The organism is Clostridium sp. 'deep sea' (genome assembly GCF_014931565.1).
Lineage (GTDB): Bacteria > Bacillota > UBA994 > PWPR01 > PWPR01.
In genome coordinates this window covers 1,297,939-1,316,198 of record NZ_CP063353.1, presented here as the reverse complement: position 1 = coordinate 1,316,198, position 18,260 = coordinate 1,297,939, and the positions used below count along the sequence as shown (strand labels likewise).

Annotated in this window: 11 protein-coding genes and 4 tRNA genes; all 15 read left to right on the top strand. The window is 32.9% G+C overall.

Translation table 11 applies throughout. The annotated features are described in order from the left end of the window. Positions 1–93: 93 nt before the first annotated feature. The 15 genes from IMX26_RS06205 (at position 94) to IMX26_RS06135 (ending at position 18,164) form a co-directional block, all read left to right on the top strand. A complete protein-coding gene (locus IMX26_RS06205) occupies positions 94–2,448 on the top strand; it encodes an N-acetylmuramoyl-L-alanine amidase (protein ID WP_195160807.1) in 2,355 nt (784 codons plus the stop codon). A 70-nt stretch (positions 2,449–2,518) separates the two neighbouring features. Further along, positions 2,519–2,980 (top strand): MarR family transcriptional regulator, encoded by a 462-nt coding sequence (locus IMX26_RS06200; protein ID WP_243259315.1) that lies wholly within the window; start codon positions 2,519–2,521, stop codon positions 2,978–2,980. A gap of 106 nt (positions 2,981–3,086) precedes the next feature. Continuing rightward, positions 3,087–4,091, top strand: a complete 1,005-nt coding sequence (locus IMX26_RS06195) for a nucleoid-associated protein (RefSeq protein WP_195160806.1) — start codon at positions 3,087–3,089, stop codon at positions 4,089–4,091. 287 nt (positions 4,092–4,378) lie between these two features. Next, positions 4,379–4,939 (top strand): GerMN domain-containing protein, encoded by a 561-nt coding sequence (locus tag IMX26_RS06190; protein WP_195160805.1) that lies wholly within the window; start codon positions 4,379–4,381, stop codon positions 4,937–4,939. Between the two features lie 430 nt (positions 4,940–5,369). Then, positions 5,370–6,077, top strand: coding sequence for a ribonuclease PH (rph, locus tag IMX26_RS06185; RefSeq protein ID WP_195161356.1), 708 nt, complete (start codon positions 5,370–5,372; stop codon positions 6,075–6,077). 7 nt (positions 6,078–6,084) lie between these two features. After that, a complete protein-coding gene (locus tag IMX26_RS06180; RefSeq protein ID WP_195160804.1) occupies positions 6,085–6,681 on the top strand; it encodes an XTP/dITP diphosphatase in 597 nt (198 codons plus the stop codon). A 49-nt stretch (positions 6,682–6,730) separates the two neighbouring features. Next, positions 6,731–6,807: transfer RNA gene (locus IMX26_RS06175), tRNA-Arg, on the top strand. A gap of 20 nt (positions 6,808–6,827) precedes the next feature. Beyond that, positions 6,828–6,904: transfer RNA gene (locus tag IMX26_RS06170), tRNA-His, on the top strand. A 13-nt stretch (positions 6,905–6,917) separates the two neighbouring features. Continuing rightward, a tRNA-Gln gene (locus tag IMX26_RS06165) sits at positions 6,918–6,993 on the top strand. A gap of 4 nt (positions 6,994–6,997) precedes the next feature. Beyond that, positions 6,998–7,072, top strand: a tRNA-Gly gene (locus tag IMX26_RS06160). A gap of 123 nt (positions 7,073–7,195) precedes the next feature. Continuing rightward, on the top strand, positions 7,196–8,509 hold the full coding sequence (gene tig, locus IMX26_RS06155; RefSeq protein ID WP_195160803.1) for a trigger factor: 1,314 nt from the start codon (positions 7,196–7,198) through the stop codon (positions 8,507–8,509). A gap of 84 nt (positions 8,510–8,593) precedes the next feature. Beyond that, complete coding sequence (clpP, locus tag IMX26_RS06150) at positions 8,594–9,178, top strand: ATP-dependent Clp endopeptidase proteolytic subunit ClpP (protein WP_195160802.1); 585 nt, start codon at positions 8,594–8,596, stop codon at positions 9,176–9,178. A gap of 21 nt (positions 9,179–9,199) precedes the next feature. Next, positions 9,200–10,453, top strand: coding sequence for an ATP-dependent Clp protease ATP-binding subunit ClpX (clpX, locus tag IMX26_RS06145; RefSeq protein WP_195160801.1), 1,254 nt, complete (start codon positions 9,200–9,202; stop codon positions 10,451–10,453). 319 nt (positions 10,454–10,772) lie between these two features. Next, entirely contained in the window at positions 10,773–11,198 is a 426-nt protein-coding gene (locus IMX26_RS06140; RefSeq protein WP_195160800.1) for a MarR family winged helix-turn-helix transcriptional regulator, read from the top strand. Positions 11,199–11,636: 438 nt separating this feature from the next. After that, a complete protein-coding gene (locus IMX26_RS06135; protein ID WP_195160799.1) occupies positions 11,637–18,164 on the top strand; it encodes a LamG-like jellyroll fold domain-containing protein in 6,528 nt (2,175 codons plus the stop codon). The last annotated feature ends 96 nt before the right edge of the window (positions 18,165–18,260 follow it).

Here is an 18,260-nt window from a genome sequence, read left to right as displayed (position 1 = left end):
AATAGTATGATTTTAGCTTAAGTTAATTAAAATTTTTATTTATTATTTTTTAGTTTAATTATAGATTAATGATATACTCACGGAGGACGAAAGATGAACCACTACAAAAGAGTTTGGGCATTAGTTTTAATAGCGGCATTGATTTTAAATATGTTTAATATTGCATTTGCAGTTAATGATATTAGTTTGTACATAGATGGCGAAAAATTGGGCAATGAATTTAAGCCAGTGCTTGTTAATAATAAGTCTATAGCACCCATACGTATAATTACTGAAAAATTAGGTTCTCAAATAAAGTGGAACGGAGAAAATAGAACAGTAACTATATTTAATGGCTCAAGTAAAATAGTATTAACAATAGATAAGAATACTGTTACCAGAGATAGCCAAACATTTACTCTCGATGTAGCTCCTCAAATTATTAATAACCGAACCTATGTACCGTTAAGATTTGTGAGCGAAATTTTAGGTTATGAAGTAAAATGGACAGGAAGTGCAAGACGTATTGATATTAATTCACCATCATCAAGTATAACTGAGGTTATAGCAGCTAGAGCTGAAGATAAACAAGCTATATTAGTGAAGATTGATGGAGAATACAGCTATAATACATTTAGCTTATCTGACCCTAATAGACAGGTAATAGACTTTAATGGGGCAAAATTGAATGCAGGAACTAAAACAATTTCAGTAACTAGTGATTATTACACCCAGGCACGCACTAGTCAGTTAAGCTATAATCCGTTGGTTTCACGCATAGTTTTAGACTGTACAACTAAAGAGTCGAAACTGGAAATAAAACCAGTAACTGGTGGTTATTTGGCAATCTTTTTATTGCCCAGTGATGGTAGCCCAGTGGAGCCAACAGAGCCAACAGACCCTATAGATCCAAGCGAGCCAGACCCGCCTATTACTGTGGAAAAGAGTAAAATTCAAATAAACGCTGCAAACTTAGTAGACTACAAGTTAGAAAGCTTATTTGAGGAGCCTCATAAGCCAGTATTTGGGGTTATCAGCTCAGCAAAAGTAAACTTACGTACCGAACCAAGTACAGCAGATTCAAATACAATTAGAGCAACAGTAGATGGTGGCACTAAACTACAAGTAGTTGGTCAAACCATTGGTTGGTATAATGTAATGTATAAGAATGAAAAGTTATGGGTTGCTGACTGGTTATTAACTTTAGACTTAGAAATGTTGCGAAATAACGTTAATGTAAGAACTGGCCCTGGAACTACGTTTCCTGTTATAGATACCGTTCTACGAGGAGAGCCTTTAAAGGTTTTAGAGCGTAAGCCAGATTGGGTAAAGGTACAAACTCAAAATGGTAAAGAAGGATTTATAGCAGAATGGTTAGTTGGCATAAATAATAGATTAGTAGAGGGAGATCACGATTCTCAAGATGTGGCCAAGGAGCTTACTTTTACCCTCAACAACATGAATATCAATAATATTAGCTTTGGTGAAAAGCCAAGTATGATTTCTAGTATTACTAAAGCTACAGTAGGAAGTGATGTAGAAGTTAAAATCGTGTTGGCCGAGCCAATCTCGTATAGTGTAATAAAAAATAATGAAGGTTTACAAGTTGAGTTAGGCTCTGCTTTAACGGATATGAAAATTACTGAAGCGGATGGAAGATTAACAATTGATTTATCATTTGATAAACCAGCCAACTTTACAGTTTTTCAAAACTTGTTAGATGATAACTTGTTATTAGACTTTCCGTATAGTAAAGCAGTTAAAGAAGAAACAAAAGAAATAAATAGTAAAATTGCTAAAACGATTAAGTTAAGTAATACTGCTGAGAGCTCTCAATTACTTGTTAACTTAAGCAATTTAGGTACGTACAAAGTTAATACAACTGGTTTTAGTAAAAATATTCAGTTAGTGTTATTGAGTTCATCACTAAGTGGAAAAGTTATTGCCCTTGATCCAGGACATGGAGGATCTGATTCGGGAGCTGCTAGAGCAGGTGTATTAGAAAAAACACTAAACTTAGAGGTAGCTAAAAAGGTAAGAGATATATTAGTTAGTAAAGGCGTTACTGTTGTGATGACTAGAGAAAATAACGATACTAGGGTATCATTAGAGGAACGTGTTGAGTATGTAAATAGTTTAAATGTAGATATTGCCATAAGTATTCACGCTAATTCTGTAGATGTAGGACAAGGTTCAGGTGTTGAAACCTATTACTACTCTAAACAAGAGAGTGAAAGATTGGCTCGTTGTCTTCAAGATGGTTTGGTTACAGCAACAGGATTTAGAAGTAGAGGGATCATTCCAAAAGGTTTCTATGTAATAAAACATTGGAAAATGCCTTCGGCTTTAATTGAAATGGGCTTTATATCAAACCCCACAGAAAGACAGTTCTTAAATAGTACAAATGGACAAAATGCCATTGCAGAGAACATTGTATCAGCAATTGAGAGGTTTTTTATGTATAAATAACCACTTATCCTTGACTGTTAATTCATGCTTTGCTAAATTTAAACAAGATAGTTATGCGGAGGTTTTAGGTTTGGATAATACTAATAAGATTAATACTCTACAAGTTGAAGAATTAGAGCGAGTCTTGAGAAAAGTAAGCTCTATTATCAAAAGACGAGGTAGAGACATTTTAACAGACTTTAAAATCACTCCACCCCAATTTAGTGCTCTATTAGTTTTACGAAAAAATGGAGAAATGACAATTGGTGAGTTGGGTGAACAGATGTACTTAGCATGTAGTACAGCAACTGATTTAGTTGATAGAATGGAACGAAACGAACTGGTAACTCGAGCACGAGATACAAAAGATAGAAGGGTTATTAGAATTAAGGTACTTGAAAAAGGTAATCAAGTGTTTAAAGAAGTGATGTCTTCGAGAATTAATTACTTAAATGGTGTTTTACAAAAAGTAAACATAGATGACTGTACTGAAATGATTAAATACATGTCGATGTTACTTACTCTAATGAAAGAAGACAGTCATACAAATTAAAACCATTAAACTGTTGGACTATAATCCAACAGTTTAATTTTTGTTTATGGTGAATTATGAGGTAGCAATTTGTTTTTGCAGGTTGTTTAATTAAGGAGGGAAAAACATGATTAAAATAAAAAACGCAGTTTTACACATTTTTGACTTCAGCTCAGATCTCTTTATATATTCACAAGAGGAGTTAGATATTCAGGATAATAAAACATTTGAGTTTGTGAGCAAACATATTGAAAAATCTTCTATAGATACTTCACTAATGACAGGATCCTTTAATACAGATAGTGACTTAAAACAGGAGGTTTTAGCTTATAATAACAGTGAGGTTAATTTTTTAACTTTTGCTAAGCAATTAGCAGAAAGAATTTATAAAGCAATTGCCCAGTCGGATACAGATAAATCACTAGATATAATAATCTGTGACTATGAAGATGAGTTTAATAATAACTATATAGCAATATTGGAGTGTAATAATGCGGTAGCCTATACTCACTATGTTTCTCAAGAAGAAGATACAGTTAAAAATGAAATAATAAATCACTATGCAATACTACCAAATACAAGTCAAAAACTTAATTCTTATGTGCAAATTAATAAAAAAACGAATGACATAAAGTTTTTTGATAAAAAAAGATATGTTAATGGGAAAAATATTTACCTTTATCCTAATCTTGTTTTACAAGCAAGTTACCAAATTTCTAGCAAAGATGCAGTAAAAATAGTAAAAAAATTAGTAAATAAGGTAGCAGATAATCATGGCAGTAATAGTGCTATAGCAGTCTCTAAAGCAAAAACCTATATTTTAGAAAATGCCGAAACACATGATGAAGTTCGCCCTGTAGATATTGGTAATGAGGTATTTAAAGACTGCTCATCGATGAGAGAAGAATTTACCAATGAAGTTCAAAAAGCAGGTGTGCCAGTTGCTGTTGCTATAGATAAGCAGTTTGCTGAAAAAACAGCTAAAAGTCATAAAATTAAAACCGACACAGGCATTGAATTGTCGGTACCAGCAGATTACTTTAATAATAGTGACTTTATTGAGTTTATTAATAACCCCGATGGTACTATTTCGATTGAGCTGAAGAATATTAATAAAATACAAAATAAGTAAACAAGTGAGGCTTTGCCTCACTTGTTGTTTAAATTAAGAAAATCTATGTAGGGAACGTCATTGCATACATCCCGATTTTTGGCCTTGCGCTAACTCTCCTAAAAACTTCAAAAACAAGCAATAGTAACTCAAAAATACCACCCCTAACCCCAACATGATAATTGCCAAACGTTTACAAAACTTTTTGTAATGTTTTACCCAAACTCTGCGTATACATTAATAATAAGGTCTTTCGAGAGGGGGAAATCATTATTTTTAATAAAAAAGTACTGCTGCTATTTCTATTAATGTTTGTGATTCTTAGTGGATGTCAGTTTTCATTACCATGGCTAAATGATAATAAAAACCCAGATAACGAAGTTGCCGAATATCAACCTAGTAATGAGGGTAATGAGGGTACGGCTGCACCTTCTCAAAACAACAATATTCCTGGAATAGAATTACGACCAACAGTATTGTATTTAGCTGATGAAAATAATCAAGGAATAGTTGAATTAAAAACCGAAATTCCTAAGGTTGTTGGTATAGCAAAGTCTGCGATTAGTCATTTAGTAAATGACGTTGCAAATACTCACTTAATAACTGATTCCGAAATGAAGCTTCCTTTACCATCTAATACTAGGGTTATAGGAGCTACTGTTAAAGAAGATGGTTTATGTAAAATTGATTTTTCAAAAGAGTTATTAAACTGTACAGATAAAAACCATGAGCAAGTAGCTGTAGATTCAATAGTATATACCTTAACTGAATTCGAAACTATAACTAGTGTTCAATTCATGATTGAGGGTGAAATAAAAGCGACCATGACACATGGTACAGATATTAGTCAGCCTTTAAAAAGAAAGTAATAAATAAACTTGTTAAGAACTGATTTATCAGTTCTTTTTTTATAACTAAAATTAGGATTTAGGTAAATAAAATAATGATTTTTGAGTAAAAATAATATCGGCAGTACTCAATGTAGCTTGTAAATAAATCTGTACTGTAGGTATAACTGATATATCTATACTGCAAGGTCTGTATACAAGTGAATACAACAAGATTAAAGAAATTGGCTACTTGCATTTTATGCCCAATGTGTTTATAATATCATTGTTTTATTGTAAGTAAGTAAAATTTAATGAACAATTAATGTACTTGGCGGTCAATTGACTTGCCTTTTTTAAACTGTGACTGTAGAATAAATTGAGTGATTTGCTACAGCAAAACTAAGGTTTCTACCAAAAATCGTTATCTTAAAAGCTTAAATAACAAAATTTAGGGAAATGAGTGAGTCAATTGCGCCATGATGGAAGACAAAAAAATCAACTTCGAGAAATAGCAATTAATACAGATTTTTTGAGCAATGTTCCTAGTGTACTAATAAGTATGGGCAATACAAGAGTTCTATGTGCTGCTACTGTGGTGGAATCTGTGCCTCCTTTTTTAGTAGGATCAGGTAAAGGTTGGCTTACAGCAGAATATTCAATGCTCCCTGCCGCTACACCTTCAAGAAATAGGCGTGAGAGATTCAAAATTAGTGGTAGAACTCAAGAAATCCAAAGATTAATAGGTAGATCATTGCGTGCAATAATAGATCTACATAAACTAGGAGAAAGAACTATTACAATAGATTGCGATGTTATTGAGGCAGATGGTGGCACAAGAACAGCATCAATAACAGGTGGTTATATAGCATTAGCTTTAGCAATACAAAAGTTTATGAAAAATGGTATACTAAAAGCGAACCCTTTAAAAGGTAAATGTGCTGCTATAAGTGTAGGTATTGTTAATGGCAAACCAATTTTAGATTTATGCTATCGAGAAGATGTTAAAGCAGATGTGGACATGAACGTAGTAATGATGGATAACAATAAGTTTATTGAGATTCAAGGAACAGGTGAAGAGTCTGTATTTTCATATAACCAATTACAGGAAATGTTATCGCTGGCCCAAAAGGGTATCAATGAGCTTTTTGAAAATCAAGAAAAAACTTTAACTAAGTAGGGACATTATGAATAAAATAGTTTTAGCAACAACTAACAAAGGCAAAATAAAAGAACTACAAAGTTTACTGTCATCTCTAAATCTCCAAATCATTTCCATAGATGATTTAGACAAAACACTAGAGGTAATAGAAGATCAAGATACCTTTGCTGGAAACGCATTAAAAAAAGCAACCGCTTATATGGAGTATACAGGGTTACCTGCAATAGCTGACGACTCAGGTTTATGTGTAGACTATTTAAACGGTGAGCCAGGGGTTTATTCAGCTCGCTTTGCTGGAGAAAATTCTACAGATCAAGATAACAACAATAAACTACTAATATTACTAGACGATGTACCAGTTAATAGTAGAACTGCTCATTTTACCTCAGCTATAGCTCTTGTAATGCCCAACGGGGAAAAACATGTAGTAGAAGGCGAATGTAAGGGAATAATAACAAGAGAATCTGTTGGTGATAATGGTTTTGGCTATGATCCTTTATTCTTTGTGCCGGAAGCCAATAAAACATTTGCTCAAATGGATGACGATCAAAAGAACAAAGTGAGTCATAGAGGAAAAGCATTTACAAAACTTTATGATTTAATGTCAACTATTTGGCAATAAAATGCTTGACGTGATCGCATAATTGCGATATAATGCCTTTTGTCAGCAAGCGCCTGTAGCTCAGCTGGATAGAGCAACGGACTTCTAATCCGTAGGTCACAGGTTCGAATCCTGTCAGGCGTGCCACATGACACTTTCTTTATATGGTGGATGTAGCTCAGTCGGTTAGAGCGCTAGGTTGTGGCCCTAGAGGCCGTGGGTTCAATTCCCATCATTCACCCCATAAAACAATAAGTTGGGGCTTGGCCAAGTGGTTAAGGCACCGGACTTTGACTCCGGCATTCATAGGTTCAAATCCTATAGCCCCAGCCATTATGCGGAAGTAGCTCAGTGGTAGAGCATCGCCTTGCCAAGGCGAGGGTCGCGAGTTCGAATCTCGTCTTCCGCTCCATTTTAAGGCACCAGTTTGTTGGCAGGTGTCTTTTTATCATGTATAATACATTTATTGTATTCAAAATCACAAAAATCTTGCAGCTGTAAATTTTTTAATGCAAGCATATTTGGAGGCCAAAAGATGAACGTTACAAGTACCAAAGTTGAAACCAATGTTATAGAACTAAAAGTTGAAGTTTCGGCTGAAAGAGTAGATAAAGCTTTAGTAAAAGCTTATAAAAAGGTGTCACGTGACATTACATTACCAGGTTTTCGTAAGGGAAAAGCTCCTAGACGTTTATTAGAGTCACGTTTTGGTGTAGAGATATTTTATGATGACGCTATTGACTTCTTATTAAATGAAACATATCCAGAGGCTGTTAAAGAGAGTGGAATTAATCCAGTTGACCAGCCAGAGATAACAGAAGCCAATATTGAGCAAGGAAAACCTTTTACTTATACAGCAAAAGTTGTAGTTAAACCAGAAGTTGTCTTAGGGCAATATACTGGTATAGAAGCTTCAAAAGAAGTAGAAGTTGTAACAGAGGAAAAAGTTGAAGATGAACTTAAAACAATGCGTGAAAAACATTCTCGTTTAGAGAGCGTTGAAGATGCTGCTTTAGATGGAGATAGTGTTGTAATAGATTATGAAGGATTTGTTGACGGAGAAGCTTTTGCTGGTGGTGCTGCTGAAAACTATATGTTAGAACTAGGTTCAAATAGTTTTATACCTGGTTATGAAGAACAATTAGTTGGTAGTAAAGCAGGAGATGATGTAGAAGTTAAAGTTACATTCCCAGATCCTTACCAAAGCGAAGAATTGGCTGGTAAAGAGGCAATTTTTAAGGTTCATGTTCATGAAGTTAAACGTAAAATTGTACCAGAATTAAATACTGACTTTGTTTTAGAAGTAAGTGAATTTGAGACTGTTGAAGATTTACGTGTAGATACCATGAAAAAAATGGAAGAAAATGCCAAATACCAAGCAGACATGAAATTCCGTAATGAAGTATTAGCTAAAGTAGTAGATGCATCTGAAGTAGAAATTCCTGAGCCTATGATTGAGCAGGAGATAGATGCAATTATTAATGAAAGTACTCGTAATTTACAAAATTATGGTATCTCTGTAGAGCAGTACATGCAAATGATTGGCAAAACTATGGAAGATTATCGACAAGAAATGCGCAGTGAAGCAGAGCGCAGAGTTAAAACAGATTTAGTTTTAGAAAAAATTGTCAATACAGAGAATATAGATCTTAATGAAGATGAGTTTGAGTCTCGAATTGAAGATATGGCAAAAGCTTATAATCAAAAGGTTAAGGATATTAAAAAAATGTTTAAAGCTCAACCAAATTCTATGCAGCAATTACAGGACGGTTGGAAAAAAGATCGTGCAATAGAATTAATTACTGAAAAAGCAGTTGTAATTGAGGCTGAGCAAGGGAACAATGAGTAAGAGCAAAAAAAATTAGCTAATATTTAAAAGTTGCAGGAGTTATTAACGGTAATATCATATTATTAAGTATGGGAGGTTGAATTAATGAACTTAGTTCCAATGGTAGTAGAGCAAACTAATCGCGGTGAAAGAAGCTATGATATCTATTCACGACTACTTAAAGAACGTATTGTTTTTTTAGGTAGCCCCATTGATGATAATGTTGCAAACACTATAATTGCTCAGCTTTTATTTCTAGAGAGTGAAAGCCCAGATAAAGACATTCATCTTTACATAAATAGCCCTGGAGGTGTAGTTAACGCAGGATTAGCTATTTATGATACTATGCAACATATAAAAGCCGATGTATCAACAATTTGTGTTGGTTTAGCAGCCAGTATGGCATCTGTTTTATTAGCTGGTGGTGCTGATGGTAAAAGATTTATTTTGCCAAATGCTGAGGTTATGATTCATCAGCCACATGGTGGTGCACAGGGTCAGGCTTCTGATATTGAAATTAGCGCCCGTCAAATATTAAAAACACGTGAGCGTCTTAATAAAATATTAGCTCATCATACTGGTACTGATATAAAAAAGGTTGCCCGTGATGTTGATAGAGATTATTGGCTAACTGCTGAGGATGCAGTTTCATATGGAATAGTCGATAAAATTATGGGAAGAAAGAATTAAAGGCTAGAAGGTAGGTGTACAATGTTCAAATTTGATGATAAGGGACTTGTTAAATGCTCCTTCTGCGGTAAGACCCAAGATAAAGTTCGTAAAATTGTTGCTGGTCCAGGTGTTTACATTTGTGACGAGTGCATAGAGCTTTGTATGGCTATTATTGAAGAAGAAGTTGAGCAAAGCCAAAATCTAGAACTCAAGAATGTACCTAGACCAGTTGAAATAAAAAAACATCTGGACGAATACATTATAGGTCAGGATAGGGCTAAAAAGACACTTGCTGTAGCTGTTTATAATCACTATAAACGAATTAACTCAGCTGTAGAAAAAGACGATGTAGAACTTGGTAAAAGTAACATTGTTTTAATAGGACCGACTGGTGTTGGTAAGACATTTTTAGCTCAAACGTTGGCAAAGTTTTTAAATGTACCTTTTGCTATTGCAGATGCAACATCCTTAACTGAGGCTGGTTATGTAGGTGAAGATGTAGAGAATATTCTATTGAAACTTATTCAGTCTGCAGATTACGATGTAGAGCGTGCAGAGAGAGGTATTATATATATCGATGAGATAGATAAAATTGCCCGTAAATCTGATAATCCATCTATAACAAGAGATGTATCAGGTGAAGGTGTACAGCAAGCTTTACTTAAAATTCTTGAAGGTACAGTGGCTAGTGTTCCACCCCAAGGTGGAAGAAAACACCCCCATCAAGAGTTTATTCAGATTGATACAACAAATGTACTATTTATTTGTGGTGGAGCATTTGGTGGTCTTGATGATGTTATTAAAAAGCGTATCAACAAAAAGTCAATGGGTTTTGGTGCAGATATTCAGAGCAAAGAGGAAAAACAAATTGGTGAAATTCTTAAAGAAGTAGTTCCACAAGATTTACTTCGATATGGATTAATACCAGAGTTTGCTGGTCGTGTACCGGTTATAGCTACCCTTGATGCTTTAGATGAAGAGGCTTTAATGCAGATTTTAGATGAACCTAAAAACTCATTAACCAAGCAGTATCAAAAACTATTATCTTTTGATAATGTAGAGCTTGAGTTTACAGAAGAGGCATTACGTTCGGTAGCTAAAAAAGCCATTAAGCTAGAAACTGGTGCACGTGGATTAAGATCTGTATTAGAAAAACTAATGTTAGAGCTTATGTATGAGTTGCCTTCTAAAGATGATATCTCAAAATGTATTATTACTGATGGCGTAATTAATGATGACGAAGAACCAATTATAGTTCGATCATCTAAAGATAAAAAGAATCATAGTGCTTAAATAAAACCGACTCGTATGAGTCGGTTTTTTGCTCATCAATTTATGTCACCAAATAATTGAATTTTTTAAACTTATTTTGTTGGCTATATTCTTGATAAAAATAAAAAATGTTTAAACCTTACCTAAACATAACAAGGAACTGACCTTAGTTTGGTAATTTGCAGTTTTATATATAACATTTTTAATAAATGTTACATTTAGAGTTTAAAATATATTAGGATAAAGTTTCAAAACTAATATTATACCTTTACTATTGATATTAGAAAATGAAAAAGATAATATAATTATTAGATAAGTATATCATTTAAGGGGTGTAAAAATGAAAGACTACAAAGAACTATTAGATTTAATTTTATATAAGTTTTTAAATAAGACAATAGAAAACCTTTATTTCAATATTACTATCCCAATCTCTATTTCAATGCTTTATTATATGGATAAAATATATTTATTTAAAAAAATAACCCCCTCGCAATTAGCTGATGAAGTGAAAGTTTCTCGCCCTGCTTCAACAAAGATGGTTAAAAAGCTGTTAAAACTTGGCTATATTGAAAAAAATACCTCTGAGATAAAGGGAAATACTTATACCGTTTCCCTAACAAAAGAAGGGCATGAAATTTATAAAATAAGTAATAAAATAAATGAAGAGTTTATTGACCTATTATATAAGCATTTAGAGCTTGATAAAATCAATGATTTAACACTTAAACTAAATGGCTTGCTTGATGAATATAATTCCCTATAATAAGCTTTTTATGGTAACCAAATTGGATGATATAATAGTAAAAATTATTTATATAAATCATTAACAAACACATGCCTAGGTATTGTGTTTGTTTTTTAGTAAATAGCTAAGTTTGCTAAATCTAGGCATAATAACCTAACAACTCTGCTTTCATTAATATATTTAGTAATAAAACTGCCACTTGTCTATTGAAAAATATGTCGTATAAATATATTATAGATAGTGAGTTAACTATGGTTAACTTACTATAGCGAAAGGTAATATGAATGATAGCTTTTAATAACAAAATTATATTACATAGATTAAATATATTTTTAATCAAAATAACCGCCTTAAAATTAGCTGATGAAATGGTAGTATCTCCATCTTCTAAGAAGATGAGGGAAGACTTTAACATGAAATAGCTTTAGCAAAAAAACAAAGCTTAGGAGTGGAGTTATGATTTTACTCAAAAATGGTGTTAGTAGGGGTGTAGTTGTATCTTTAATATTGATTCTTATTAGTTCAATATTTTTTGCAGTTGAAGCAAGTGACTCAGAATTATTAGTAGATGTAGCAGCTAGTATTAATTACAACTATGGCGGTGGAGAACAGGTTATAGATGCAAACCTAAGTGTTCAAGCTAGTGATCCAGCGAGTAACTTATGTGGAGCAAAAGTATATATATCTGGCAACTTCAATAAACATGAAGATTCATTGACATTTAATAATATTACTGGGCTTACTGCTACGTATAATAGCAATAATGGGGTATTAGAGGTAACTGGTATTGCTGATGTAGCTACATATCAAGATTTTTTAAGGGGAATAAAACTAAACACTACAGCTACAACAGGTACAAAAAAAATTGAATATATTGTAAACAGATTACAGGATGGAAAAGAGTTTAACTTAATGTACTTTAACGGCCATTTCTACGAGTTTGTTAATGCTACAAACATTTCGTGGAGTGATGCTAGAGATGCTGCAAGTCAAAGATCAATTTGTGGTATTAATGGATATTTAGCAGTAATTACTTCACAAGAAGAAAATGAGTTTGTTGCTAGTAAATGTGAAGCTAATGGCTGGCTAGGAGCTGAAGACAATAATCAAGAAGGCGAATGGAAGTGGGTTACTAGCCCAATTACAAGTGAAAATACTCAGTTTTGGAGTGGATTAGGCTCAAAAGTAGGAGGAATTACAGTAAATAATATGTACAATAACTGGAATGCTGGAGTTGAGCCTAATAACCATGGTAATAATGAAGATTATCTTCATATGCATTCAGGATATTGGGATGGCATCTTTCATGAAGAAATGAAGGGTACATGGAATGATTTTCCACATCAGCAAATAGGCAATATGGGTGGTTATATAGTTGAATATGGCGATAGTTTTTTAAATATTATTGATGTTGATTGGATTGATTCAGTAGATGTAAATATTACTGGCTATCCTAATCCACCTATAATAACATATAGCAATAGTCATAAAATACTTAAGTTTGATGGAGATGATTACATAGATATTGGTTCTATGACCTTAAGTAATTCATTTACCATAGAGATGTGGACCAAATGGAGTGCCAGAGATAATTGGAGGAGATTCTTTGATTTTGGTATTGGCACTGAAAATAATAATATTCTAGCTTCAGTTAGTGGTAATACTACTAAAAATTTATTTCAAATACGCAAAGATAATGAAATAAAAGATATAACCACAACACAATTTATTCCAGACAATGAATGGATACATACTGCATTCATATATGATGACAATACAAAAAAAATGTTAATTTATTGGAATGGCCAATTGATGATTGAAGGGGAAGGTCATATAAAACCAAATATTGAACGTACTACAAACTATCTAGGTAGAAGTAACTGGAGCACAGATTCATTATTTAATGGATATATGAAAGATGTTAGAGTTTGGAACTATGCCAAAAGTGCCAAACAGATAGTTAATGAGATGCATAATAACCTTACAGGTGCAGAACAAGGATTATTGGCTTACTATCCCTTAAATGAAGAAAGTGGAAATACTGCTAATAACCTAGTATGTAATAGTTCTGCAGGCTTTAGTTCAACAGCAAGTATTAGTGGATGTGCTAGTTGGCAGGATTATAATAAAGCTGATTTTCCAGTTAGTACTTTAAAAAATACCCCAATAAGTATAGATATAGATATTTTTGATTGTGATACTAATATGGAAAACATCCAAGTGGCTGTTACATCAGATAATGAGAGTTTAATATCTAATAAAAATATACTAGTAAGTGGAACTGGTTCAGCAAAAAAAATAGCTCTTACACCCAATACAGATGAAGTGGGATCAGCTAATATAACAATTGAAGTACAAGATGATGTTAATACTGTAACTGAGATATTTAGATTTAATGTTTTTGGTGATCAAGATGGAGTTGTAAGTTTAAGTAGTAATACATTTAGTGTAAATGAAAATAACTCAATTAATGTAATAGTGAATAAAACAGGTGGAATGAATAAAACAACAAAAGTTATCTGTGAGGTAGCTGGAATTACAGCAGATAGTGATGACTTTAGTGTTACTGGTAATGAACTAATATTTAATGTAGGAGAATCAACAAAGAATTTCATTGTAAATATTAACGATGATAGTATTATTGAATGTAATGAAACCATTTCTATTAACCTAAAAAATATCTATGGTGGTGCGGTATGTGGCATAAAATCAGCTACACTTACAATAGTTGATGATGAGATAGATAATGGTCCACCTGTAGTTTTAAAATCTACCCCAGAGCTTCTTTATACAAAAAAAGAAGACTTTAGTGATAGAGATGGATTACTAATATCTGAGATAGTTAAGGATAGAATTGACTATCCAAATGGCACTAAAGGTGTTGCAATTACCTCTGTAAATAATAACGGATTAGTTCAATATTTAAAAGACGGATACTGGTATTCTATTACTGATGTTAGTGAAAACAATGCGTTTTTATTACCAGATAACGTTAAGCTTATTTTCATACCTAATGATAATTGGAATGGTGATGCTTATCTTAAAATGCGGGGCTGGGACCTTAGAAGTGGAACAGCATTTAAAAAAGCAGATACAACAATTAATGGGATAAATACAGGATTTAGCGTAAATGAACTTCAATTGTATGCTGAAATAACCCCAGTTAATGATGCACCTCTCTTAAATGATTTATCTCAAACAAAGTTATTATATTTTGATGGAAATAAGTTCAATGAAGACGGTGAGGATTATGCTCAAATAGATGCAATAATTATGCCTGATTCATTTACAATTGAAATTTCCTCAAAATGGCTTGCCCATCAAAATTGGAGTAGACTTTTTGACTTTGGTAATGGTGAACCCGGACTGAATATTTGGGCAGGAATGGAAGGTCTTAATAAAAGGTTAATATTCGAATCATATATTGATTCGAATAATAGTAAAGTAGTATCAGAAATTATGCCTTTAAATGAATGGACTAGGACAGCTTTTGTATATAATCATTTAAAAAATACTGGTTATATTTACGTTAATGGTGTTTTAAAACAAAGTGGTGCATTAGCAATAAAACTAAATGAAGTGCGAAACAATAATTACTTTGGTAAAAGTAATTGGGCAGTTGATGATTTATTTAAAGGGTATTTAAAAGATATTAGAATTTGGGATAGAGCACTAAATGAAAAACAGATTAATGAAAACTTAAATAAAGAGCTGAGTGGAAATGAGTTAGGCTTAATTGCTTATTATAAAGTTGATGAAGGAGTTGCTAATAAATTATTTAACAGCGTTAGTGCAAGTAGCTTTAGCAATGCAACAGTCCATGGTGCTAATTGGGTTAAGTCTAGTGGTATTAATACTTCAATCAGTACACTTAAAAATACTCCTGTTGAATTTAAAGTTAAGGTTGAAGATGTAGATACACCTTTAAATAATCTAATGCTGTCTGCAATATCCAATGATGAGAGCTTAATAGCGAATAGTAATATAAGCTGTACCTTAACAGGAGATAATGGCACCCTGATATTAAATCCAAACAACAATAAAACTGGCAGCTGTACTATTTGTGTTAAAGTGAGCGATGGAGAAATTGAACATACTGAAAAACTTATATTAACAGTATATGATAATGAAAATGGTGTTATTGGCTTTGTTTCAAGTGATTACACGATTAATGAAAATGTAAACGAACTACCTATCCCTATAGAAAGAACTGTAGGTAACAATGGAGTTGTAACTGTTAATTATTCTGTTACAGGTGGTAGTGCAGTAGTTGGCTCAGATTACGAAGCTTTAACTGGTTCTATAAACTTTACTGATGGAGAATCTGGAGCAAAAAACATAGTATTAAAACTAATAAATGATAATATTCATGAAAAAAATGAAACAGTAAAAATAAAGCTCAGTCAAGCTACAGGTGGAGCAACATTGTTACTAGATGAAACTACTGTAACAATACAGGATGATGATTCCGTAAATAACACACCAGTAGCCAATAATCAAACAGTAACTATAACTAAGAATACAACCTATAATGGTACACTAACAGGAATTGATGCCGATAACGATAGTTTAACCTTTATAAAGGTAAGTGACCCAACTAACGGAGTTGTAACAGTAAATAGCGATGGAGGATTTATTTACACTGCAAATGCAAATTATATAGGTGCAGATAGCTTTAAATTTAAGGTTAATGATAGTAACGAAGATTCAGCAGATGCTACTGTAATTATTACTGTAAATGATACAGCGCCACCCGTAAACAATGGAATTATCTCACTTAAGCAAGCAACTTACAAAGTAACGGAGGGTACAGCTTATATAGAGGTGCAGATAACTCGTACAGTTGGTAGTGATGGAGCAGTAAGTGTAGATTATACAACTGTAGATGAAAGTGCCATAGCAGGCACAGATTACACAACTAAGAGTGGCACAATCAGCTTTAGTAATGGAGATAGTGCTGAGAAAATAATAACTATCCCAATCACTAATGATAGTGTGGTTGAGGGTAGTCAGGTATTTAAATTGCAAATTTGTAACGCAACAGGCGGAGCAAGTATAGGCACAAGTGAAACCCTGATAACTATTATAGATAATGATACCTTGCCTGATGATGACGATGAAGACGAGATAAAGCCAAAAGTAAAAGGCAGTGTTAGAGACAATAGTACTGGTAAAGTTAAAAAAGGTACTAAAGTAATTATCTCCAAAGATTTTGATGGGGATGGAATTGTAGATTATTCCTATGAAACGACCACTGATGAAAATGGAAATTATGAAATGAATGTACCTAATGCGAATGAGCATTATAATATAACAATAATTGAAATTATTGAGATAGATGGTAAAATATTAGAAATACCATTTACTCAACAGGTTAATGTAGGTAAAATATCTAAAGAAAATAGTGAGGTATATGCTAATAAAACCGCTGCTGGGATAGTTTATGCTCCTAAGAGCAGTAATGGAGCTAGTATTTTAGAGCATAATGAGCTTAGCCTGATTGTTACTGATGACTCAGGCAATATTATCAATGGTAGCCTCAATCGCAATACAGGTATCTTTATAGCCGATCAACTGGAAGAAGGTAAAAATTATAAGTTTAGTGTTGTATATCAATTGCCTAATGGACAACAAGTTAACTTAGGTAATACTACTATCTCTCCTAATAATGATGGTGAGATTTGCATCGGTCAAATACTGATTGATCCATTTGTCATAATTACTGATAGTGTTACTGAAGAGGTTATTACAGGTGTTTATGTTAAGCTTTATTATGCAGATACAAATAGAAATTCTGCCAAAGGAAATATTGCAGGAGCTTTAGTGAATTTATATAAGGTAGATGACTTGCCACCAGCAAATAATAAAAACCCACAGTTCTCTAATAGTGAAGGTAAATATGCCTTTATGGTATTTCCAGAGGCAGATTATTATATTGAGGCATTTAAAGAAGGATATGTACCCTTTACTAGCGATGTAATATCAGTAGAACAAGATTTAGTAGAATACAACTTTAGTATGGTAAAAAAAGACCTAGACTTTACTAAGAACTTTTATAGTAAAATAACTATAAATGATAATAGCTCTAATAATAATGAGGTTAAAGGTACAGTGCAGTATCAAAATAACTCAACACAAACCTATCAAGATGTAGTTATCACAGTACCAATACCAGATGGTATGGAGGTAGTTGAAGTTATTGAGGGAGAAGTTGTTGATGGTCAACTGGTTTGGAAAATTGGTAATGTTGAACCAAATGAGTCTGGTAATGTTCACTTCAAAATTAAATATAATGGCCAAAATGACTATAAAATAATAAAACTAATATCTGTAATTAGCAGTGAGAATAATGGAAAAGTAGTTAATACTAATGGAGCTGGACAGCCTTTTATAGCGTTCTCAAGTGATTATCTTTTTCTTACCCAAAGCTACTTGATGGGTTATGAAGATAAAACAGTTCGGCCAGATCAATACATAACTAGAGCAGAGATGATCTCATTATTTGCCAGGCTACTAGGTAGTGAGGTTAGAACAAGTAAAGAAAATTACTATACTGATGTTACACCAGAGAACTGGTATTACAATAATATTGTAATAGCTTATGAAAACGGTTTACTAGAGATTTATAATGATGATCTTTTACAACCCCAGAGCAATGTAACAAAAGCAGAGCTAGCCTTTGTTATTGCAAAATTCTTGGGTTTAAAAAAGCAGAACTCAAACGAGCAATATTTTACAGATATTAAGGGGCATATTGCTGAGCAATACATAAATCAGCTTTATAGACTTAATATATTTATCAATGGAAGTACATTGTTTAACCCACATAAAGCTATAACAAGAGCAGAAGCAATTGTAGAAATAAATAGAATGCTTCATAGAACACCTATCACAGATTGTGATAGTTCGTTTATAGATATAACAAAAGAACATTGGGCCTTTGGAGATATTGAAGCAGCAGCAAGAAGCCTAGCATTACGCTAGGCTTTTTGTAGTTTACGAACCTTCTTATATAGCTTTCTACTTCACCAGCTAAAGCGAATGGTTAACTTTATATGTATAAACACATTCATGTTAATA

Coding starts and splice junctions, on each gene's coding strand:
- IMX26_RS06205 (WP_195160807.1), top strand. CDS start 94: ATGAACCACTACAAAAGAGTTTGGGCATTAGTTTTAATAGCGGCATTG.
- IMX26_RS06195 (WP_195160806.1), top strand. CDS start 3,087: ATGATTAAAATAAAAAACGCAGTTTTACACATTTTTGACTTCAGCTCA.
- IMX26_RS06190 (WP_195160805.1), top strand. CDS start 4,379: ATGTTTGTGATTCTTAGTGGATGTCAGTTTTCATTACCATGGCTAAAT.
- IMX26_RS06180 (WP_195160804.1), top strand. CDS start 6,085: ATGAATAAAATAGTTTTAGCAACAACTAACAAAGGCAAAATAAAAGAA.
- tig (WP_195160803.1), top strand. CDS start 7,196: ATGAACGTTACAAGTACCAAAGTTGAAACCAATGTTATAGAACTAAAA.
- clpP (WP_195160802.1), top strand. CDS start 8,594: ATGAACTTAGTTCCAATGGTAGTAGAGCAAACTAATCGCGGTGAAAGA.
- clpX (WP_195160801.1), top strand. CDS start 9,200: ATGTTCAAATTTGATGATAAGGGACTTGTTAAATGCTCCTTCTGCGGT.
- IMX26_RS06140 (WP_195160800.1), top strand. CDS start 10,773: ATGAAAGACTACAAAGAACTATTAGATTTAATTTTATATAAGTTTTTA.
- IMX26_RS06135 (WP_195160799.1), top strand. CDS start 11,637: ATGATTTTACTCAAAAATGGTGTTAGTAGGGGTGTAGTTGTATCTTTA.